The 21,662-nt window shown below is 45.0% G+C and carries 18 protein-coding genes and 1 other RNA gene; 9 read left to right on the top strand and 10 right to left on the bottom strand.

The features are described 5' to 3' along the window. Positions 1-49: 49 nt before the first annotated feature. A complete protein-coding gene (locus tag FTV30_RS01960; protein WP_002047807.1) occupies positions 50-1,402 on the bottom strand; it encodes a tyrosine-type recombinase/integrase in 1,353 nt (450 codons plus the stop codon). Between the two features lie 181 nt (positions 1,403-1,583). After that, positions 1,584-1,942: a transfer-messenger RNA gene (gene ssrA / locus FTV30_RS01955) on the bottom strand. Positions 1,943-2,072: 130 nt separating this feature from the next. Between ssrA and glpK the strand changes: the two genes are divergently transcribed. Next, a complete protein-coding gene (gene glpK / locus FTV30_RS01950; protein WP_180000919.1) occupies positions 2,073-3,557 on the top strand; it encodes a glycerol kinase GlpK in 1,485 nt (494 codons plus the stop codon). Between the two features lie 73 nt (positions 3,558-3,630). Here the strand turns inward: glpK and FTV30_RS01945 are convergent, their stop codons facing one another. Further along, positions 3,631-4,128 (bottom strand): thioesterase family protein, encoded by a 498-nt coding sequence (locus FTV30_RS01945; RefSeq protein ID WP_180000918.1) that lies wholly within the window; start codon positions 4,126-4,128, stop codon positions 3,631-3,633. A gap of 105 nt (positions 4,129-4,233) precedes the next feature. Between FTV30_RS01945 and hemB the strand changes: the two genes are divergently transcribed. Further along, the gene (gene hemB, locus FTV30_RS01940; protein ID WP_005172298.1) at positions 4,234-5,247 is read left to right on the top strand and encodes a porphobilinogen synthase; all 1,014 of its coding nucleotides are present in this window, start codon (positions 4,234-4,236) and stop codon (positions 5,245-5,247) included. Between the two features lie 15 nt (positions 5,248-5,262). Next, positions 5,263-6,390 (top strand): glycine oxidase ThiO, encoded by a 1,128-nt coding sequence (gene thiO, locus FTV30_RS01935; RefSeq protein WP_180000917.1) that lies wholly within the window; start codon positions 5,263-5,265, stop codon positions 6,388-6,390. A gap of 52 nt (positions 6,391-6,442) precedes the next feature. Here the strand turns inward: thiO and FTV30_RS01930 are convergent, their stop codons facing one another. Together FTV30_RS01930 and FTV30_RS01925 are read right to left on the bottom strand one after the other, a co-directional pair. Further along, positions 6,443-7,348, bottom strand: a complete 906-nt coding sequence (locus tag FTV30_RS01930; RefSeq protein ID WP_180000916.1) for a TIGR01777 family oxidoreductase — start codon at positions 7,346-7,348, stop codon at positions 6,443-6,445. A 152-nt stretch (positions 7,349-7,500) separates the two neighbouring features. Then, the gene (locus tag FTV30_RS01925) at positions 7,501-7,962 is read right to left on the bottom strand and encodes an ABZJ_00895 family protein (protein WP_180000915.1); all 462 of its coding nucleotides are present in this window, start codon (positions 7,960-7,962) and stop codon (positions 7,501-7,503) included. A 468-nt stretch (positions 7,963-8,430) separates the two neighbouring features. Here FTV30_RS01925 and FTV30_RS01920 point away from each other — a divergent pair, with 468 nt between their 5' ends. From FTV30_RS01920 to FTV30_RS01910, 3 genes are read left to right on the top strand one after another with little or no spacing between them, the layout of a single operon-like run. After that, positions 8,431-9,684: an exonuclease SbcCD subunit D C-terminal domain-containing protein gene (locus tag FTV30_RS01920; RefSeq protein ID WP_180000914.1), complete on the top strand. Its 1,254-nt coding sequence runs from the start codon at positions 8,431-8,433 to the stop codon at positions 9,682-9,684. A gap of 8 nt (positions 9,685-9,692) precedes the next feature. Next, positions 9,693-13,304 (top strand): SbcC/MukB-like Walker B domain-containing protein, encoded by a 3,612-nt coding sequence (locus tag FTV30_RS01915; protein ID WP_180000913.1) that lies wholly within the window; start codon positions 9,693-9,695, stop codon positions 13,302-13,304. 5 nt (positions 13,305-13,309) lie between these two features. Beyond that, positions 13,310-14,413 carry an acyltransferase gene (locus FTV30_RS01910; protein ID WP_100354981.1) on the top strand — a complete coding sequence of 368 codons (1,104 nt, stop codon included), beginning with the start codon at positions 13,310-13,312 and terminating at the stop codon, positions 14,411-14,413. Positions 14,414-14,446: 33 nt separating this feature from the next. Here FTV30_RS01910 and FTV30_RS01905 read toward each other — a convergent pair whose 3' ends face one another. After that, positions 14,447-15,133, bottom strand: a complete 687-nt coding sequence (locus FTV30_RS01905) for a YggS family pyridoxal phosphate-dependent enzyme (RefSeq protein ID WP_005172317.1) — start codon at positions 15,131-15,133, stop codon at positions 14,447-14,449. A 67-nt stretch (positions 15,134-15,200) separates the two neighbouring features. Beyond that, positions 15,201-16,430 (bottom strand): transposase, encoded by a 1,230-nt coding sequence (locus FTV30_RS01900; protein WP_180000912.1) that lies wholly within the window; start codon positions 16,428-16,430, stop codon positions 15,201-15,203. Positions 16,431-16,635: 205 nt separating this feature from the next. On the opposite strand from FTV30_RS01900, the gene FTV30_RS01895 reads away from it, so the two are divergent. Together FTV30_RS01895 and FTV30_RS01890 are read left to right on the top strand one after the other, a co-directional pair. Next, the gene (locus FTV30_RS01895) at positions 16,636-17,673 is read left to right on the top strand and encodes a type IV pilus twitching motility protein PilT (RefSeq protein WP_004279279.1); all 1,038 of its coding nucleotides are present in this window, start codon (positions 16,636-16,638) and stop codon (positions 17,671-17,673) included. 30 nt (positions 17,674-17,703) lie between these two features. After that, a complete protein-coding gene (locus FTV30_RS01890; protein WP_180000911.1) occupies positions 17,704-18,825 on the top strand; it encodes a PilT/PilU family type 4a pilus ATPase in 1,122 nt (373 codons plus the stop codon). Positions 18,826-18,891: 66 nt separating this feature from the next. Here the strand turns inward: FTV30_RS01890 and fur are convergent, their stop codons facing one another. After that, entirely contained in the window at positions 18,892-19,329 is a 438-nt protein-coding gene (fur, locus tag FTV30_RS01885; protein WP_005096051.1) for a ferric iron uptake transcriptional regulator, read from the bottom strand. Positions 19,330-19,441: 112 nt separating this feature from the next. Here fur and FTV30_RS01880 point away from each other — a divergent pair, with 112 nt between their 5' ends. Then, on the top strand, positions 19,442-19,840 hold the full coding sequence (locus FTV30_RS01880) for an outer membrane protein assembly factor BamE (protein WP_004279275.1): 399 nt from the start codon (positions 19,442-19,444) through the stop codon (positions 19,838-19,840). 100 nt (positions 19,841-19,940) lie between these two features. Here FTV30_RS01880 and FTV30_RS01875 read toward each other — a convergent pair whose 3' ends face one another. Next, positions 19,941-20,273: an RnfH family protein gene (locus tag FTV30_RS01875; RefSeq protein WP_005096050.1), complete on the bottom strand. Its 333-nt coding sequence runs from the start codon at positions 20,271-20,273 to the stop codon at positions 19,941-19,943. Continuing rightward, entirely contained in the window at positions 20,273-21,352 is a 1,080-nt protein-coding gene (locus FTV30_RS01870) for a hypothetical protein (protein ID WP_005096049.1), read from the bottom strand. The genes FTV30_RS01875 and FTV30_RS01870 overlap by 1 nt, the downstream gene beginning before the upstream one ends. Positions 21,353-21,662: the final 310 nt, after the last annotated feature.

The following is a 21,662-nucleotide window of genomic DNA, read 5'->3' as shown; positions in this document are numbered from 1 at the left end:
AGAGTAGGTATAGCGCCAATAAGATTTTAGACAAATAGATCATGTCGCTCTAAGATGCTAAATCATTTTCATCTTTCAACATATCAAGAATAAATAATTTTAATTGAGATACCTTAACTTTGTCAGAAGTCAAAGTATTTAAATTATCGATGACATCAAATTGCTCAGTATCAAAATTAAAATGCTGATCATTTATTAATGCATCCAAATAATCTGCCCAAATTTGCATCATTTTAGATCTTTGTTTTAAATAAAGAGCTTTATTATAAACGCCTTCAACTCCACCAACAGCATGAGCTAAGGCAGTCTCAACATATTCTTTTCTAAAGCCTTTTTCTCTCAAAGTAGTACTTAAAATATGCCGAAACCCATGCGGAGTCTGGCGTCCTTGGTAACCTAATGACTTTAAGGCTTTATTAAATGTATTATTGGAAATGGGTTGTTTCTTGGTACTTCTGCTAGGAAACAAGAATAAAGAATCACTAGTGATTCTTTTTAGCTCGTTAAGAAGTGATAAGGCTTGTAGTGGTAAAGGGATAATATGCTCTTTCCTTTTTTTCATTCTATGTGCAGGAATAGACCATAGATTTTCCTGAAAATCAAATTCCTCCCATACAGCTTGCCTCATTTCTGATGGGCGGGTACCTAACATAATACTCAATTCTAATCCAATAGCCGTCATTCTATTTGGATATGCTCGTATTTTTTTCAATAATTCTGGCAGCTCTTTTTCTGAAACATGTGGCATATTTTGCTTTTCATGTTTGTCCAAAAATTTTGTAATACCAGTGACTGGATTGTAATCTATACGACCTGTAACTTCTGCAAAATCATAAATCTCTCTGCATAATGTACATAGCCTTTTACCCATTTCAACAATAGGTTTTTTTGTTTTAGGGTGTAATTTTTTTTGAATCGCTTGAAATAACTCTAACCATGCCTTTTTTGTTATTTTTCTATAATCCAGTTTTCCCATGACTGGATAAATATGGTTTTTTAATGCGCCTTCATTTCTAACTCTCGTCGCCTCTGTCCATGTTTTAGTTAAACAAAACTCTATAGCTAATTGCTCAAATGTGAATGAGTTGCTTAATAAATCGGCTTGCTTTTTATTTTCTCTATCAATTTTTGGATCTATCCCCTCTGAAATTAATTTTCTCATTTCTTCTGCATTTTTTCTTGCAAGTTTTCCCCCGACTGACGGATATCCTCCTAAACCCAACCATGTCCACTTACCATCACTTGGTCTTTTGTATCTTAATTCCCAGCGTTTGTTTCCTTTACTATGAACAGTGAAATATAGATTATTGCTATCTTTAACACGGTACTCTTTTTCTTCAGGCTCTAAACTTGCAAGAGTAGTATCAGATAAAGGATATTTTTTTATATCGACTCTTTTCATCGTTAAAGCCTTGTATGGTGATTTTATTACAACTCACAATATACATGGCACCATACAAACAATACAAGACTATACATATTCGTTGCTATTTATGTATATGCATAAAAAAAGCCTTAAACACTGATGTTTAAGGCTTTTTTAGTCATATTTAGTTATGTAACTTCATATGAATTTAAGAATTTGGTGGAGGTGGCGGGAGTTGAACCCGCGTCCGCCAGCATTACGCTCGAGAATACTACATGCTTAGATATCGTCTATTGTTTTAACTCTTTGTGACCCGACGAACAGGATACAAATCGCGATCCTCTTAGTTTAGTACAAAGCCCCGAGGCTTGGCTTTATACGGACTTGTGTGCGTGCGCTTCAGTCGGACTCTCTAACCACAAGTATTCGGAGAGGCGGACAAGCTGCCCTTAGGCAGCTAGAGCGTATGATTCGTCGTTTGCGACTAAAAAATGCAAATTTGATTTACGAGAGAAAATGCGCTCTCGGCATGCATCTATGAGTTTCATCACCAGCGTCGAAGCCAGAAACACCCCCAAAGTACAAGGCAATCATAGCATAGATGTCAAAAATTACGATGCATTTTCTAAACATTTACACAACTTGATGCGCTTAATTACATTATTGCGCTAATATTTTACTTTTCAAGCCGAATAACAGAAAAATTATGAGCTATTTACTGGCCCTAGATCAAGGAACCACATCGAGTCGGGCTATTATTTTTAATGAACATGGACAAATTCAGGCAACGGCTCAACGTGAAACCCATATTCAGACGCCACATTCAGGTTGGGTCGAACAGGATGCTCAGGAAATCTGGAGCACGCAGATTGCGGTGGTACAGCAAGCGCTTGCTACGGCGCGTATTCTCGCCAAAGATATTAAAGCCATTGGTCTGACCAATCAGCGCGAAACTACGGTGGTTTGGGATCGAAGAAATGGTAAACCGCTCGCGCCGGCCATCGTCTGGCAAGACCGTCGAACGTCTGACTGGTGTAACCAGCTGATTGAACAAGGCTGGATAACCAAAATTCAGCAAAAAACCGGTCTACGGATTGATCCTTATTTTAGTGCAGGAAAATTGGTCTGGTTTCTGGAGCATGTAGAAGACGTACGTGAACTGGCTGAACAGGGTCATGTCGCTTTTGGTACTATCGATAGCTGGCTGATCTGGAACCTGACTCAAGGCGCAGAACATGTGATTGAAGCCAGCAATGCTTCCCGTACCATGCTGATGAATCTGCATCAACAAACTTGGGACGAAGAACTACTGGAGCTGTTTCATATTCCTGCTTCGGTCTTACCAAAAATTATTTCCTCGGATAATTATATCGCTGACACCGCTTCAGGTTTACTCGGTGCCAATATCCCCATTACCGGTATTCTAGGTGATCAGCAATCTGCACTGTTTGGTCAATCCTGTTTTGAAGTGGGGAGCGCAAAAAATACCTATGGCACCGGCTGTTTTATGCTGTTCAATACCGGTCAAGACATCCAGCTCAGTCAGAATAAACTGCTTTCTACCCTTGCCTGGCAAGCGCAGGGTCAAACTACCTATGCACTGGAAGGCAGCGTCTTTATGGCAGGTGCGGTAGTGCAATGGCTACGTGATGGTCTCGGGATTATTCAAAAAAGCAATGATATCGAAAAACTAGCCTGTAAAGTTGAGGATACCGACGGCGTGGTTTTGGTTCCGGCCTTTACCGGACTTGGCGCACCGCATTGGGACAGTGAAGCGCGTGCCCTGCTCTGTGGCATGTCTCGTGGTACGACTCAAGCGCATATCGCCCGAGCAGCCTTAGAATCAATCACTTTTCAGGTATCGGATGTCCTCAGTGCAATGCAATCCGATATTGCCCACCCTTTAAAAGAATTACGGGTCGATGGCGGTGCCAGTAGCAATGACATGCTGATGCAGTTTCAGGCAGATATTCTCAATGTGCCGGTGCTGCGTCCGAAAATGCTGGAGTCTACCGCTTGGGGGGCAGCCGCCATGGCCGGATTAAAATCCGGAATATTTTCCAGTCTGGAGGAAATTTCGCAGTCTTGGCAACTTGAACATGCCTTTGAACCGAAAATGCAAAATGATGAGCGTGAAGCTCATTTAGCCAAATGGCAGAAGGCCTTAAAACGGGCCAAATCAGATCTATAACCTGTATCGATCTGAAGGTCGAAAGCTAAAAAAGCACTGTTAAACAGTGCTTTTTATTTTCTATCTCTTACCCTCAATAAGCATAAGATGCAATCGCTGTAGCAATTGGCTTATCTTCATCATTGACCATGGTCATACGCATGGTGCAGCCCTTACGCCCCAAACGTAAGGTTTCTGCCCGCGCGATAAAATATTTACCGCGCCCGGGTGCCAGATAATCCACCCGCATATCCACTGTCGCCAAACGCGAGACTTTTTTAATGGTGTCGGCAATGGTTTCAGGTTCGGCTTTTTTATATAACTCCCCCATCGCTACAATTCCACCGACACTATCGAGTACCGTGGCCGCAAGACCGCCATGCAAAATTTGAAACGCGACATTCCCAACCATAAAATCCTGCATTTCGACATAGGCTTCGATCTGGCCTTCCACCACCCGCATGCTCATACCATTATGCTTAAAAAAAGGAGAGCTATTAAAAGCATGTACCAACTGATTTAAGACCACATCAATATCCACCTTTGCCCCCAAGTGTATATTACCTGTCCAGCTTTTCTCTGTCTTAGTCATCACTCTGCTCAAATCCACCGCAATAAAAAACCGCTAATTTATGCCCAAAAATTTCAGTTAGGGCTACAATAGGTGCCTAGTTTAATACTGATTGCTGAGATTTTTATGACCTATACGTTCAATCGTCCCGCGTTTCCTGCAACTCGCATGCGTCGTATTCGTAAAAATGAGCATTTACGTTCTATGGTACGTGAAACGCATCTCAGTGCAGATCACCTGATTTATCCAGTATTTGTACTGCCGGGACAAAACCAGAGCCAAGATATTCCCAGTATGCCGAATATCCAGCGCCTGTCAGCAGACTTGCTGTTAAAAAAATCAGAGCGTCTGCTGGAACTGGGCGTCAACAAACTGGCACTGTTTCCAGTCACACCACAAGAAGATAAAAGCCTGACCGCCGAAGCGGCTTGGCGCGAAGATGGTCTGGTCCAACGCACTTTGCGTTTATTAAAAAAAGAACTGCCAGAAATGGTGCTGATTACTGATGGTGCACTCGACCCCTATACCACGCATGGTCAGGATGGCATTATTGATGAGACCGGTTATGTCTTAAATGATGAAACGGTCGAATGTCTGATTAAACAGGGCTTAAGCCATGCCGAAGCAGGCGCAGATGTATTTGCCCCAAGTGACATGATGGATGGCCGGATCGGTGCAATTCGTCAGGCCTTTGAACAAAATGGGCATATTTATACCTCAATCATGGCTTATTCAGCCAAATATGCATCCAGCTTCTATGGCCCATTCCGTGATGCAGTCGGTTCTGCCAGCAATTTAAAAGGCGGCAATAAATACAATTACCAGATGGATGTCGGTAACCGTGCCGAAGCACTGCATGAAATTGCGCTGGATATTCAGGAAGGCGCAGACATGGTGATTGTCAAACCGGGCATGCCTTATCTTGATATCGTCCGCGAAGTCAAAGACACTTTTGGCGTACCAACCTTTGTCTATCAGGTCAGTGGTGAATATGCGATGCTGGCCGCTGCCATTCAAAATGGCTGGTTATCTGACAGCGTGATTATTGAATCACTGATGAGCTGCCGCCGCGCCGGTGCCGATGGCATCTGGACTTACTTTGCCGAAGAAGCTGCGCTTAAACTGAAAGACATGAAGTAAAAGGATTTCGGCGCAATGCATATCGCCATTATCGGCGCTGGCATCACTGGGTTGATGTCGGCGCTGGAACTGCTTGAACAGGGATGTTCTGTCACGATTTTTGATCAGCAAGTTGCCGGGAAGGCTGCGTCCTGGGCCGGAGGCGGGATTCTTTCTCCGATGTATCCCTGGCGCTACCCCGCTGCAGTCAATACGTTGGCCCGGCATGCCAAACCGCTCTATCAGGACTGGAATCAAAAACTGCAGCCAGTGACCGGTATCGATTTCCAGATTCATGAAAGTGGTATGCTGATTTTTGATGAAGATGATTTTGAGCTTGGCTTGCGCTATGCGGAAAAATATCAGGACCCTCAGCAACAGGCCGAATTGCTTGATCAGGCTCAGCTACAACAAATCAATCCCCGAATTGATCAGCGCAAGTTCAAACAGGCGATTTACTTTCCGGAACTGGCCAATATCCGCAATCCGCGACTATTACAGTCGGTCATCAGCTATTTAAAACAGCATCCGCATGTCACCTGGCAAGAGCACTGTAAAATCACTCAGCTTAATATTCAGCAAGGCTGGGTAACGAGTGTGTCCAGTGAAAGTGGTCAACACTTTCAGGCAGATCAGTTTGTAATCGCCACAGGCGCATGGTCTGCAGGCTGGTCAGAACAGCTTGGCTGTGAAATTCCGGTACAACCGGTGCAAGGACAAATGCTGCTGTTTAAAACCCCAGAAAACTGGCTACCGAGCATGTGCATGAACAAGGTCATGTATCTGATTCCACGGCGCGACGGACATGTTGTATGTGGTTCCAGTATACGTCAGGTCGGTTTTGACACCTCGCCTTCTGCTGAAATCCGGCAAGATATTCTACAGGCTTGTCTGGAGATGGTGCCGGAACTGGCGGATTTTCCGCTGGTCAAGCAATGGGCCGGATTAAGACCCAGCTCACCCGATGGTATTCCCTATATTGGCAAAATCCCCGAATTACAAAATGCCTGGGCCAATTTTGGCCATTTCCGCAATGGCTTATGCATGGCCCCAGCCTCAGGCAAATTACTCGCTCAATTGATGCTTGAACAAACGCCGACCATTGTAGATCCACAGCCCTATGCTCCGGCCCGTCTATCGGAACCAAGCACTTTAGTGCTTTAGTGCTTTAGTGCTTTAGTGCTTTAGTGCTTTAGTGCTTTAGTGCTTTAGTGCTTTAGTGCTTTAGGATATTATGCAGCGCTTCTTTCAAGGTTGGATAATCAAACTGAAAGCCCGCATCCTGTAAAGCTTGAGGCTGTACATACTGACCGTTCAAGACCAGTTGCGATTGTTCTCCCAGCATCATTTTCAAGCTGCATGCTGGCAGTGGCAGTAAAGGTTTGCGCTTCAGTAGCTGTGCAGCAGTCCGGGCAAACTGTGCCTGACTGACTTTTTCCGGGGCAACCACATTAAAAATCTGCCCGGTCGTCGTTTCAAGCATCAAGAATTCAATCGCACGCAATACATCTTCTAAATGCACCCAAGTGACTGGCTGACGCCCATGACCAATCCGCCCGAACAGATTCAGTTTAATCGGCAATAACATCTGCGGCAGAATTCCACCACCTTTGCCAAAGACCACAGCAAAGCGAACAATTTTGGTGTTCTGACTGCTATAGGACAAAGCCAGTTGTTCCCACTTCGCACAGAGCTCAGACATAAAAATATCTTGTGGCGGGCTTTGTTCCGTACAGACCTGCTCCCAACGCTCGCTCGGGTCAATACCATAATAACCAACGGCCGAGGTCGAAATAATCCGTTTCGGTTTGATCTGGTATTTTTCTAAATAGTCAAATAACTGTTTGGTGGTGTCTAAACGGCTATCCAACAATTTCTTTTTACGCGCTGCCGTCCAGCGTCCCTGACCGATGCTTTCGCCAGCCAGATTAATCACATAATCAATCTGAGGCTGTTTTAATTCATCCAGCTGGTTAATCCAGTGAAAATCTGGATGCGGTTCAGATTGATTCTTGCGGCGGGTCAGCCCAATCACCCGATAATCACGTTCCAATAAAAAACGCACCAGATGACTGCCAATAAAACCACTCGCTCCGGTCACCAGCACTACAGGTTTATCCATAAGTCATTCTTAGCCCTGTTATTTTTTCTATTTAAATTATACGCAACTTATTCTGGGATTTTTCAATCAATGCCCTCTTTGTCGTGGTGAATTTGTATCCAGCCTGATGCGATCAATCTATCAAGATCAATCGTCATAAAGCCACCTACCTATCAGGCCTGCGGCGAATTGCCAAACATTTGATCTGCCATACGCTGTGCCTGCTTGCCATAGAACCAGTAAGTCAATAGATACAACGGAATCGTGATCAGCAAGAACATGATCAGCACAATACTTATAAATTGTGGCTGCTGTAGATATAGCAAAAAGTCCTGCCAGGCATTTGGATTAGAGCGCGTGGCAATCAGAATACCAAGTAACAGAAATAGCAGGTTATAGCCCCAATAGATCAGGCTAAACCCCAAGGTGAATTTTTTACGTTCCGACTGCGTTGGGGCACGTTTTTGCTGTTTTAAAAACTTAAATAAGATCCAGATCATGGCCACCAGATAAGGAACAATCGTCAGTACGGCGCCCATCCCCGTTGGCATCAGTGCTGCCAGCACCCCGCAAATGCAGGTAAAAATAAAGCAGATAATAAAAAACCAGATAAAATAACGGGTTAAAGGCAACATAAGAATCACTCAGTGACATTCATCAAGCTAGTATAAAAAAAAACAGGTTTTTTTTCATTTTATTGTCAACCATCGGCCAGAAGGTGACGTTATATAGGGTACAAGGTACAAAAATTTGGACTGGCATCCACGAATTTTTGCTGACCTTAGAGCTAAAGCAATAAGTCCAGTGTACAGGGAAATTTTGAATAGCAGCCAAAATCTTCATGTAACACAAATTTGACCGACGATTTCACATCACTCGAATCGTCGGTTTTTATTTTTTAAAATTCCGATTTTTCAGCCTGATGAATTGCATGACTGTTCAAGACTGGGTGATTTAGACATGACTATCCTGCCATTTTGCCTACTGATTAAAATAAATTCAGCCTGACATCAGCAACAATTCGCTGAAATATCTTTTTTAAGTAGATTTTTCCCTCAGCTTTTTCCTATAGTAGCAAGGCAGACATTTCAGGGTTCATCTACATGGCAGTTCATTTTCTTCACACTTCCGATTGGCATCTGGGGCAATTTTTCCATAACCATGACCGTGAATTTGAACATGCCCAGTTTCTGACCTGGCTGCTGGAGCAAATTAAAGCAAAACAGCCGCATGCCCTGTTGATTGCCGGAGATATTTTTGATGTGATCAATCCGGCATCCAGCGCGCAAAAGCAACTGTATCAGTTTCTGGCCGATGCACATAATCTGGCCCCGCACATGCAGACTTTGATGATTGCCGGCAACCATGATTCCGGTTACCGGATTGAGCAGGTTGAACCTTTTCTGTCTAAATTCAATGCCAAAGCTGTGGGAATTGTGGGCCGAACCGCAGAAAACACCCTGAATCTGGATCGCTTGCTGATTCCGATTTATGATCAGGATAAAAATATCATCGCCTGGTGTCTGACCCTGCCCTATTTACGCAGTGCCGAAATTACCGGGCTGAATGAGCATACCAGCAATAGCCAGAATGCGATTAGCTATCTGCATCAACAACTGATTGCCGAAGCCAAGGCCCGTAAACAGCCGCATCAAGCCCTGATTTTAATGTCGCATGCACATATGCAAGGTGGCGAAACTTCCGACTCGGAACGGCCAATTATTGTCGGTAATGAAGAAGCGCTCTCGACGGCGCTGTTTGATGAAGTGATTGATTATGTCGCACTCGGTCATCTGCATAAACCACAAAAAGTTGGTCAGCCGCATATCCGTTATAGTGGCTCACCGATTCCGCTGTCATTTAGTGAAATCAACTATCAACATCAGGTGGTTGAGGTCAGAATTGATCCTGAGCAAAGCCCGGAACAGCGCTTTCAATACGATGTTCTAAAAGTGCCACGCACCGTCGAGCTGTTCCGGATTCGGGAAAAGCTGGAAGATTTAATTGCTAAACTTCAGGCCTTGCCTGCCGGAGAAATCGAACAACTGTCGGCACGACATTTTCTGGAAATAGAATACACCACCGATGCGCCGCCACCAGTCGATTTACGCCAGCAAATTGAACTGGCTTTACCCACCAACCGTTACCGCTTGCTGCGCATCAGCCGGATTTATCAGCAACAGGCCGAACATACGCAAGGAGATTCGAAAATTGATCTGGCACCACCGACGCCGGAATCGCTGTTTTTGAATATCTGGAAAAAAATGGGCTATGAGCCGGATGATTCTGTACAACAGGATTTTCAGCGCTTGCTGGTTGAAGCTCAGCATGAACTTGCGCAAAAACAACACGCTTAGGATCGGCCATGAAAATTTTACGTTTGAGTCTCAATAATCTGGCCTCCCTCACCGGCACCCATCATATTGATTTTGAATCCAGTCCTTTGACACATGCCGGCCTGATTGCGATTACTGGAAAAACCGGCGCCGGCAAATCGACCCTGCTCGATGCCATGTGTCTGGCGCTATATAACGAAATTCCACGCCTGAAAGGTGCAACCGGCAGCCTAAAAGATGCCGGCGGTCAGGATGTTTCGATCAAGGATTCCAAGAACATTCTGCGCCGTGGCTGCGTGCATGGTTTTGCCGAGCTGGAGTTTATTGCCCTGGATAGCAAACGCTATACAGCACGCTGGGAGATTCGCCGGGCACGTCAGAAAGTCGATGGCAATCTAAAAGTAGATCGTTTTATCAAGTGCATCGATGATGATACGACGCTAACGCAAAAAATATCTGAAGTTACCCCCTTAATTGAAAAACTGCTGGGCCTGAGCTTTGAACAGTTTACCCGCGCGGTACTGCTGGCGCAGTCGGAAGTTGGCGCATTTTTAAAAGCCAAAGATCATGAACGTGCAGACTTGCTGGAATATCTGACCAATTCGCAGATTTTCAGTGAGGTCAGTAAAAAAGCAGCGGAAAAGCATAGTCAGGTTCGACAAAAGCGCCATGAACTGGAAAACTGGCTCGGTCATCTGGAATTATTATCCGAAGACGATATTACTCAGCTTCAACAGCAACATACTGCCTTCAACCAGATACTTGAGCATTTTAACCAGAGTGAAAAATTACTAGAAAATGACCTGAAATGGTATCGGCAGAAACATGCTTTATATACTGAAATTCAGGCCAAAAAAGAAATTTACGATGTACAGCTGGATGCCGATCAGAAGCTGACCGCACAAAAGCAGTTGCTGGTTCATTTGGATGAGTTTCAGGGCATTCGAGAACAGTTTATCCAGCAGAATCAAATGCTCACGCAGCAAAAACAGCTTGCGATACAACAACAATCATTCGAACAGCAGCTACAACAGGTGCAACAGCAACGTGATGCTGAATTTGCGCAACTTGCTCAGATCCAGCAACAGCAACAAGCCCATGTTCAACATATGCATGCCATGCAGCCGCATCTGGAACAAGGTCTAAAACTGGATCATGAGATGCATCTGGTCGGCAATGACTATAAGAAAAAATCAGCAGATTTATTGGACTATGCACAGCAGTATATCCAACCCTTGCAACAACAGATTGAATCATCGAAACAGCAACTCGCATCTGCTGCCGAGCAGCAACAGCAACGCCTGACGCAACTTGAACAGCAGGCTGATCTTGCCGTGTTTGATCTGGAACCACAAAGTACACTGCAACGACTGCAAGACTATCAAAAGCTGTATCAACAGATGCAGCAACAGGCGCCGGCAGTACTCTCTCAATCGCGTACTGAACTGGAACATTCCCGGCAGCAGCTGGCTCAACAAATCGAAAGTTTGCAGCAACAATTTGGCAATCAAGCCCAATTGGAACAACAGCTTCAGCAGCAGCAGACTGTACAGCAACAGAGCACGACTCAACTGCTTAAACTGGAAGGCTTGATCCAGCACGTGGCACGTCTAGCGGAACAGGAAGCCGAACAACAGCAACTCAAACAAGACGTAGCGCATGCACAGACAGAATTAACCCAGCTTGAACATACGGAAATTCAACTGCAGCAAATAGTCAGCAACACCGAACAGGAATTTGAACAACTACAAAATATGCTGCAGCAACAGCGCCTGCTGCAAACCCAAAGCGTGCAGGAACTGCGCGCGCAGCTCAAACCTGATGAAGCCTGTATGGTCTGTGGCAGCCAACAGCATCCGTTTGTCCAACATCAAGCATTATTAGACACAGCGCTAAACCAGCTGCAAGATCAACAGCTGCAACAGGCACAACAACAACTGAATCAGCTTAAAGATGATTTAAAAGCAACCCAGATTCAACAATCCAAAATCAAGATGCTCCTTGAGCAAAAACAACAGCGTTTAATCCACATTGAACGGATACTGAATGAACAGCACCAGACATTACAACAAAACTTAAAAGAGTTAGGACTTGAGCCAGCCAATCCTGATCATTCAGCTCAGTTGCTCCATCCCCTGCAAACACAGCTTGGCCAATGGCAACAGCAACACACTCAGGCAAACGAACAGTTCAAAATCCTGCAACAGACTTGGCAAAACTGGCGACAACAGCAACAGCAACTCGACAGCTTACAACTGAGTCTGCAAAAAATGCTGCAACTGGATCAACTGATTGAGCCAATTCTTACAGTACTGCCCGAAGCACAGCAGCTCGCTTGGCACAAGAATGCGCCTGCTGCCTGTACCCAGCTGCAACAACATTTGCAGCAGCGATTACATCTTGTCAATCAAGTCAAAACTGCGGAACAGGAGCTACAAGGTTTCAAGCAGCAACTGAATCAGGCTCAACAGCAACTACAGATGCATGAGCAGCGGCATACGCAAATACAGGCCGAGACCCATTATTTGCTTGAACAAGGCAAAGACTTACGTCAGCAACTCAATCAGCTGACCGAACAACATGCCGGTCAGACCTATAAGCTGGCAGCAGAATGGCGACAGCAACTGGATACCCAGTTAAAAGCGCTTAATAGCCAGCTTCAAGCACAACGCCAGGTATATGAACAGCATGAGCAAGCTTTGCATCAGGCTTTACTTAAACAACAGGCTTTGCTGACCCAAATGCAACAGCTAACTCAACAGCAGGCACAATCTGATCAGGCCATCCGTACATGGCAAAATCTGCATCGACATTTTAATGCGGAACTGATCCAACAATGTCTGACCATTGGTCTGAGTGAACATCAGCAAATCCGGCAGCAATTACAGGCACAACATCAAGCACTGGAAAATGCCAAAATTGCCTGGCAAACGCTGGAAGATCAATACCAGAAGCATCTCCAGCAACAGCCTGAACTTGCTTTTGAGGAAGTGGAAGCACATTTAAATAGTTTGGCACAGGAAAAAACCGAGCAACAAAACAGCTTCAATGAGATTGATACCAAACTGCGTATGAATGCCAATAATCAAAATACCTATGCCAAATATCAGCAACAGATTGAACAGGTCAAAGCCGAAGAATATCGCTGGGGCCGTATCTACGATTTAATCGGACATAAGGAAGGTACCAAGTTCCAGAAAATTGCTCAGGAACATCATCTGGATATCTTGGTGGAATACGCCAACCAACAACTGCAACCGCTGGCACCGCGCTATCAGTTGCACCGTATTCCAGACAGCCTGAGTCTGGCGATTATTGATCTGGACATGAACAGCGAAGTACGTCCGGTCTTGTCTTTATCTGGCGGAGAAACCTTTCTGGTTTCTCTGGCCTTGGCACTGGCGATTGCCAATATGGCTTCCGGTTCGATGAAACTGGAATCGCTATTTATTGATGAAGGCTTTGGTACTTTAGATCCAGCCTCATTACATATGGTGATGAATGCACTGGATCATTTACAAAGTCAGGGTCGTAAAGTGGTCTTAATCTCGCATGTGCAGGAAATGCATGAACGGATTCCAGTACAGATTCAGGTCAAGCCAGTCGGTGCTGGCGCCAGTACCATTCAGATTATAGGTTGACAATGATGCACCCTGCCCCAGACAGGCTCTCGCCCTATTTCAGCTTACAGCTCGAGAGCCTACGGGGCATCAGTGCCATTGTTGTACTGTTCACGCATTGCTTTCAGGCCTTTATCGCCCCTTTTGACCTTAGCCTGTATTCATGGGTGCGCCTGCTTGGTCAGGCCGCGGTCATGATTTTCTTTGTTCTGAGTGGTTATCTGATTGGCTATTCGATCCAGCACAATATTCATCAGCATGGTCAGTTCAATCTGCGCCGTTATACCCAACAGCGTTATCGCAGGATTTTGCCACCCTTTCTGTTTGCCATGGCTCTGAGCCTGTTGTTGTATCTGTTGGCACCACTACTCTTTGCCACTCAAAGCCATGCCTTTCAAAACAGTTTTGGCATGATGATCCGGACTGACTATGGTCTCGATTCAGGTGATTTTATTGGCGCTCTGCTGTTTTTGAATGGCTTCATCACGCCTACAGTTTCAGCCAATGCCCCGCTCTGGAGCCTGAGTTATGAAGTCTGGTTCTATGTCTTGGCCGGATTTCTGCCTTTTTTCAAAGATTCAGAAATAGCCAAAATCGGCTTTTTTAGTGTTTTAATCGTTTTATCCATCCTGAATATTCAGTTTTTTATTTATTTTCTGGTCTGGCTGATGGCCTTTGCCTGTTCATTTCGTCATATCCAGCGACATTTTCTAAACCGGTTACAAGTGCTTAAACTGGGGTTATTTGGCTTGGCATTTCTAATCGCCTGCATTGATGCTTACCAGTTTCATATCGTCGATCAAGCCCGACAATATCGCGCTGCAAATTTTACTCTCTTTAATTTCTGTATCGGCCTAGCATTTAGCTGCTGGCTGGTACAACTCCAGCAGCAGCGCAGTCACTACAATCCGGTCTGGGTACAATCCGCTGATTTTTCCTATACGTTGTATGTAACCCATTTCCCTTTGCTGCTGTTTATTCTGGGCTGTGTTCCGGCAACCTTGGCTTATGGTCTGGGCGGCGCTGTTTTAGCCTTGCTCGGCAGTATGGGCAGCCTGATTGTCTTTGCCTGGCTCATGGCAAAATGGCTGGAGCCACAAAGAAAAAAAGCGTTATCGAATAACGCTTAATCATACTTTTTCAAAATAACCCGACAACGCCTGTTAATCCTTTTGAGGACGTGCACCAAATAATGCCGTGCCGACACGCACCATGCTGGAACCGGCAGCAATTGCAGCCTGCATATCGGCCGACATGCCCATACTTAAAGTATCCCAATCTTCAGGATGCGCATGCTGAGCTTTCACCCTATCAAATAAAGCTTTAGCCTCGATGAAAGCTTGAGGATTCCCCGGCGCTGGAATCACCATCAAGCCACGTAAGCGCACATTTGGCAGTTGGCTGATTTGTCTAACTAAATCAGTAACTTCTTCCGGTTGGCAACCATCTTTCGTATCCTGAGCATCAATATTGACCTGAAGACAGATATTCAGCGCGAGCTGATCTTCTCTACGCTGATTGGATAAACGCTCGGCAATAATCAGACGATCCACCCCATGCACCCAGGCAAAATTTTCTGCCAGATGTTTGGTCTTGTTACGCTGTACATGGCCAATAAAATGCCATTCAATCTCCAAGTCTTTTAGAGCCGTAATTTTCTCCAGCGCTTCCTGCAAATAGTTTTCGCCAAAGGCACGTTGTCCTGCCTGATACATATCAGCCAGTACTGCACTCGGCTGGGTCTTGGAAACAGCCAGCAGTTGCACCGAATCTGGCTCACGACCGGCCTGAGCACAGGCTGTTTCAATTTGCGCTAAAACCTGATTTCGTGACTGTTGCAACATATTCATTGATGGGGTTCTCATTTCATTCATCTTTTTTTCCCTTGCCCATAAACCATAGGTATCTACACATTTTTTATAAATTGAATGCGATCTGAGCAATCGCATTCAGCTCATCAGACGAATACTCTGACAACAACTGAAGAGTGTTCAATAGTATTGAAAGCCCTGCCAGTATGGCAGGGGCACTTTCTAATTTTCTCCTTTTCTGTTGCCTACCTGAAATTCGGGTGAGAAATGCCCGAATTCTTATATTCTGCTCATCTGTACCACGCTGTACTCGCCATGTCAGCACACAAGCCATACTACTGATCAGTAGCCTTCTCAGGATTGCTTGAGGTGTCGTTTGTAGCCATGCCTCAACGTCATGTCCTGCCTGCTTAAGCAATTTAAAATAACACTCAATTGTCCAGCGCCAGTAATACCATGTACTCAATTCTGCTGTATCTATATCCATTGCAACATTACTCAGCAAACACCATCTCGCCACAATTTTACCGTCACAATCCTTAACGACAGAAACAACCAGCCTTGCATCGACAGCATCTCCCTGCTCAGGAGCAACCCGCTTCCCTGAGCTATCTTTCTGCTTTGGTTTTGCTGCGCGTGTTATGCGTATATGGGTCTCACCCACATGTAAAGTATGCTGATTGCCTTTGTAAGAAATATTTTTGATTGAATGCGTTTCTATCTTTTCTGCAATCTCGCCAACTTTGTATGTCTGACCGTGATACTCAACTCGATGACCTTCTTTGGCCCGAATCAGCCATTTGAAGCGATTCTTGCTCATCGCTCTTAGATGGGCAATTGAGTCACCTTCACGATCAATGATATGAACTTTTGTTTTCTCAACCGGATACTGTTCGATCGTTTTGATTTGTTCTGCGAGTGAATCCAAATGGGTTTTTCGCTCGCTGTATTGTTCACTGAATGTGGAATAACAGCCTGATGCGTCAGATAGCGTTTGAGCCAATGGTGCAATGGGAAGCCCCGATGCCGCATCAACCAGTAGACTGCTTTGCAGTTCATAGCCTGAATCATATTGATGGGTTCTTTGAAGACGCTGAGTTTTATTGTTATGTTTCACATATTGCAGTTGAGACCAATCATGAATAATCAGCGCATAAGGGTGAGAGGATTGATCAATCTGTTCAAATGCAAGTCGCTGTATTGGCTCATTCAATTGCTTGAAAGAGACTTTTTCATTATTGAGAAATCGCCAAACTGCCTGGGTGGTTGCAAAACTGGACTTCTGGGCAGAGGCCATTTCCTTAATTGCAGGGGCAAGTGAAGCAAGAGGATTCATATTAAGCTTTACGAGGGCGTTGTATCGTCTGACGAGACGTGTATCAAGATGGGAGATATTAAATTGAAGAGCATGCTCTTCAATTTAACCCAAAACTTGGGATTTGTGTAGATACCTATGCCCATAAACTAAGGGTTGGTTAAGCTGTGGGAAAGCCTTATTATTCTATCAAAATAATTAACATTTTAATGAACTTGGGGACCTTATGGATATCACAGAATTGTTGGCATTTTCTGCTAAAAATGGTGCGTCGGATTTACACTTGTCTGCAGGCTTACCGCCAATGATTCGTGTCGATGGGGAAGTTCGTCGTATCAACCTGCCAGCATTAGAACATAAAGAAGTACATAAACTTGTTTATGACATCATGAACGATAAACAGCGCCGTGATTTTGAAGAAAATCTGGAAACTGACTTTTCTTTTGAAGTACCCGGTGTGGCCCGTTTCCGTGTCAACGCATTTAACCAGAACCGTGGTGCCGGTGCAGTATTCCGTACCATTCCATCCAAAGTTCTGACCCTTGAAGATCTGGGCATGGGACAGATTTTTAAAGACATCTGTGAATATCCGCGTGGTCTGGTACTGGTCACAGGGCCAACCGGGTCGGGTAAATCAACCACCTTGGCGGCGATGCTGGATTATATTAACGACAACCGTTATGACCATATTCTGACCGTCGAAGATCCAATCGAATTTGTGCATCAATCCAAGAAATGCCTGATCAACCAGCGTGAAGTGCATCGTGATACGCATGGCTTTAATGAAGCCCTGCGTTCGGCACTGCGTGAAGACCCTGATATTATTCTGGTCGGTGAGATGCGTGACCTTGAAACCATCCGTCTGGCCTTAACTGCGGCAGAAACTGGTCACCTGGTGTTTGGCACCCTGCATACCACCTCTGCGGCCAAAACCATTGACCGTGTGATTGACGTATTCCCTGCCGAAGAAAAAGATATGGTTCGTGCCATGTTATCGGAATCATTGCAGGCTGTGGTTTCACAGGCCCTATTAAAGAAAAATGGCGGCGGACGTGTTGCAGCGCATGAAATCATGATTGGTATTCCTGCAATCCGTAACCTGATTCGTGAAAATAAAGTCGCACAAATGTATTCTGCGATTCAGACCGGTGCCAACTATGGCATGACCACACTGGATCAGACTCTGAAAACGCTGGTATCTAAAGGTCTCATCAGCCCGCAAGTGGCACGTACTGCAGCCAAACAGCCAGAAGCATTCTTATAAGAAAAATTAATTGTATTGGGGTTTTTATACATGGATTTTAACGGCTTACTCGATTATATGGTGGAGAAAAAAGCATCGGATCTGTTCATTACAGCCGATGTCGAACCTTCAATCAAGATTAACGGGCAGATTTTACCGATTGGTTCGATAAAATTACCCGGCGCGGCAGTAGGACAACTGCTCCATTCCATCATGAGCGACAAGCAGCGTAAAGAATTTGCAGACACGCGTGAATGTAACTTCGCCATCAGCACACCGGACAAAAGTGCCCGCTTCCGTGTCAGTGCCTTTCAGCAGCGTGATCAGCCGGGTATGGTGTTGCGTCGGATTGAAACCGTGATTCCGACCATGGATGAACTCAAATTACCGCCGATTCTAAAAGAACTGGCGATGACCAAACGCGGCATCATTATTTTTGTCGGGGCAACCGGTACCGGTAAATCAACCTCGCTGGCCTCGCTGGTCGGTTATCGCAATGAAAATTCCAAAGGTCATATCATTACTATTGAAGATCCGATCGAATTCGTTCACCAGCATAAAGGCTGTATCATCACCCAGCGTGAAGTCGGGATTGATACCGATTCCTTTGAAACTGCCCTGAAAAACACCTTACGTCAGGCGCCGGACGTGATTCTGATTGGTGAGATTCGTTCGCGTGAAACCATGGATTATGCGATTGCCTTTGCCGAAACCGGCCATCTGGTCTTTGCGACCCTGCATGCCAACAACGCCAGCCAGGCCATTGACCGGATCATTCATTTCTTTGAAGCAGACCGGCATAACCAGCTGTTCATGGATTTGTCGCTGAACATGAAAGCCATTGTGGCACAGCAACTGATCCCAACCATCGATGGCAATGGTCGTCGTGCCGCGATTGAGATTCTGATTAACTCCCCCCTGATTGCTGACCTGATCCGTAAAGGTGATGTGCATGAGATCAAGGACCTGATGAAGCGTTCCCGTGAACTGGGCATGCAAACCTTCGATCAGGCACTGTATGACCTGTATAAGGCCAAGCAGATCAGCTATAAAGATGCGCTGAAACATGCGGATTCACCCAATGACTTACGTCTGCAAATCAAACTGGCAGAAGAAGGCGGCAGTCATTTATTACGTGCACATTCCAATATCACCTTTGATGGCCAGTCCTGATCAGATTGAGCACATAAAAAAACAGGCTTCAAGAAGCCTGTTTTTTTGTTTCAACCGGAGTGCAAATTATTTTTTACGAAACACTTCCTGACAGGCCGGCGCATCGCAGTAGCCATACAGATTCAGAGAGTGACCGGTTAATTCAAAACCAAATTTTTCAGCAACATCATGCTGCTCTTTTTCAATCGTATCATTGATGAATTCAACGACTTTGCTGCAATTCAAACAGACCAGGTGATCGTGGTGATCTTCCTGCATGATCTCGAAAACGGAATGATTGTTTTCAAAATTATGACGCTCAATAATACCCGCGGCTTCAAACTGTGTTAACACACGATACACAGTTGCTAAACCTACATCTTCACCCTGATCGAGTAAAGTCTTGTAAATATCTTCCGCACTTAAATGATGTTGTCTTGAATTTTCTAGTAATTCTAATATTTTAATTCGTGGAAGGGTAACTTTCAGTCCAGCTTTTCGTAAATCTTGGTTTGAAATAGTCATGTAAAAAGGTCTCTCAACAAAATCAAAGTTGGAATATGCAACAAACTTTAGATGCAGTATGATCTATCCTTGGATCAAATGCATCATAATTAATTTGGGATAGTTTAGCAAAATGCAAAAAATCATGTTGACGTTATTCGTCACTTCCTTGCTCGTCGGCTGTTCGACATTAGGTGTTTATAAAGTAGATATTCCACAAGGAACCCCTTTAACCCAAGCTCAAGCCGCTAAAATTCAAGTGGGAATGAGTCATCAACAGGTGCGTTTCTTACTGGGCAGTCCAACGGTAAGCGATCCGCTGAATCCTTTACGCTGGGACTACATCTATAACTATACCCCAGGAACCTACGCTAAAAAAGCCAAGATCCCGGCAGCCCAAGGCCAGCATTTGAAAATTTACTTTAACCAGTCTGGTATCGTGGAACGTGTTGAAGGTCTGGAAACCATTCCAGAATCTCAACCCGGCTTACCAGGTTCAAAAGAAGCAATTTTAAATGCGCCTCCACTATAGTCGCTTTCTCATGAAAAAGCCCCTGAATCATCAGGGGCTTTTTTGATTAAGTCGATTGATTGAGCAGATCATTGAAACTAATGCTCATTCAAGCCGCTTTCTATTCGGAAGATGGTTTCAGCTTTCTTAAAAGATTGCCTCTGGCATAACGACCCACCGGATTTTTCTCGGCACGTTTACGTCGGATATCTTTAGGATTGATAGTCAGTGCTCGGTAAATTTCGACTCGATCACCTGCTGCCAGTGGCTGCTGATGATCTTGCAAGCGTACACCGAAGATACCCAAAGACAAAGGTTCAGGTAGGGTAACCTGCTCTACTATGCCACTTTGCTGGATGGCATCCAATGCTGTCATGCCGGGCTGAAATGGTACAGCCAGATGAAACTGTTGCTCCGGAGTCGCATAGGCCACCCAGATCAGTGCATTATTCATCAGAACAGTTGTCCTAGAACAGCGACCATCGCCACGATAATCGAAACAGGCAATACCACACGGACAGCAATACGCCACAGGTTATAGAACCCTTCAGAGCTAAAATTCATTGATTTACGTAAATGGCTGATCTTCATGATCCAGCCCGCAAAGAGCGCGTAAATCAAACAAATCAATAAGCCCCAAAGCAGTAAGACTACGTTGAACATTGGTGTCACATTTGGAATGGCCCAGATCAGGGTGACGACAGCCATAATCGCCCATTGAATCGCAGGGTGAAGCTGACGTTGCTGTAACTGCTCTCGTGCCATCTGCAGGATGAATGCAGCAGTCGCTACAATCGCGGCCACCAACGTAAATGCAGGGATTTGTGCTTGTACAGCAAAGAAGGCAAATACAATCACAGCAAGCAATTGTGCGATCCAGATCGGCAAGACCGTCTTGCTGGCGACATCCTGCTGTTGTACAGCACTCAGGCTAGACTGCCAGTACAAGCCCATGCCTAGGCCACTTGCAACCAGTGCCAATACGGTGGCATTGCCCCATTCCGAGAATTCAACTGGCGTGACTTGCCATGCAGGTAGCGCAGTTCCCATCACATTTGCCAAGATCAGAGATGCCAGTACGCCAATCGCCGTAATGACTAACAAAATTTGACGCGGCAGCAGTGACAAGACCAGAGCGGCAATTACCAGACCTATAAACAAAAGATTCGGTGCAAGATCAAGAGCAGCAAGCGCCAGAACATTGCTGGCATTGTTCAGCATGGCACCGGCCAGAAAAGGAATAAAGATCACACTGAGCCAGCCGACTATACGCCATTTTTGTGAGGCATCTGCTTCACGGGTCAGCGTTGACAGTGCCTGTAATGCCGTTGTTTTAGAGCGCTTGGCCAAAGCAATTTCCAAGTAGCAGATGGGAAGCGCCAGAATCAGCATAGTGGCTAACCAGAGCATCCAGAAATCCAGCTGACGATCAATCTGTATACCCGTTATCGGTGCGAGCGTCGCGATGATAATAAACGATAAACAGAAAGCCATCAGCGGTGATAACCATTTTGACATAGCATTGTCCTGCATGATGCATTCCTATAAAAATCTAGCGCTATTTTGCCTTGTGAAGCGGTGAAAATCAAAAACAAAAAGCAAACCACCATGACAGTGATTTGCTGCGCAAAATTTATTATTAAATTGTAATTCTTGTTATCTCGTTACGTCTTTTATTATGAGAAGAAACGAGCGAACCAGTTTTTACCTTTTTTCGGCTTTGTTGCATAAAGGTTTGAAAGGCTGAGTTCCCTTAAGCTACTCAAATTTAAGAGACAACTTGGGTATGAGGGCGACCTAATTCTGTGAATTTATTCAAGACTGCCATGCGTGCATGGATCTC

Origin of the sequence: Acinetobacter sp. YH12255 (assembly GCF_013417355.1) — a bacterium.
Lineage (GTDB): Bacteria > Pseudomonadota > Gammaproteobacteria > Pseudomonadales > Moraxellaceae > Acinetobacter > Acinetobacter pseudolwoffii.
The sequence above is the reverse complement of the archived record's forward strand: the minus strand, read 5'-3'. Positions and strand labels throughout refer to the sequence as shown.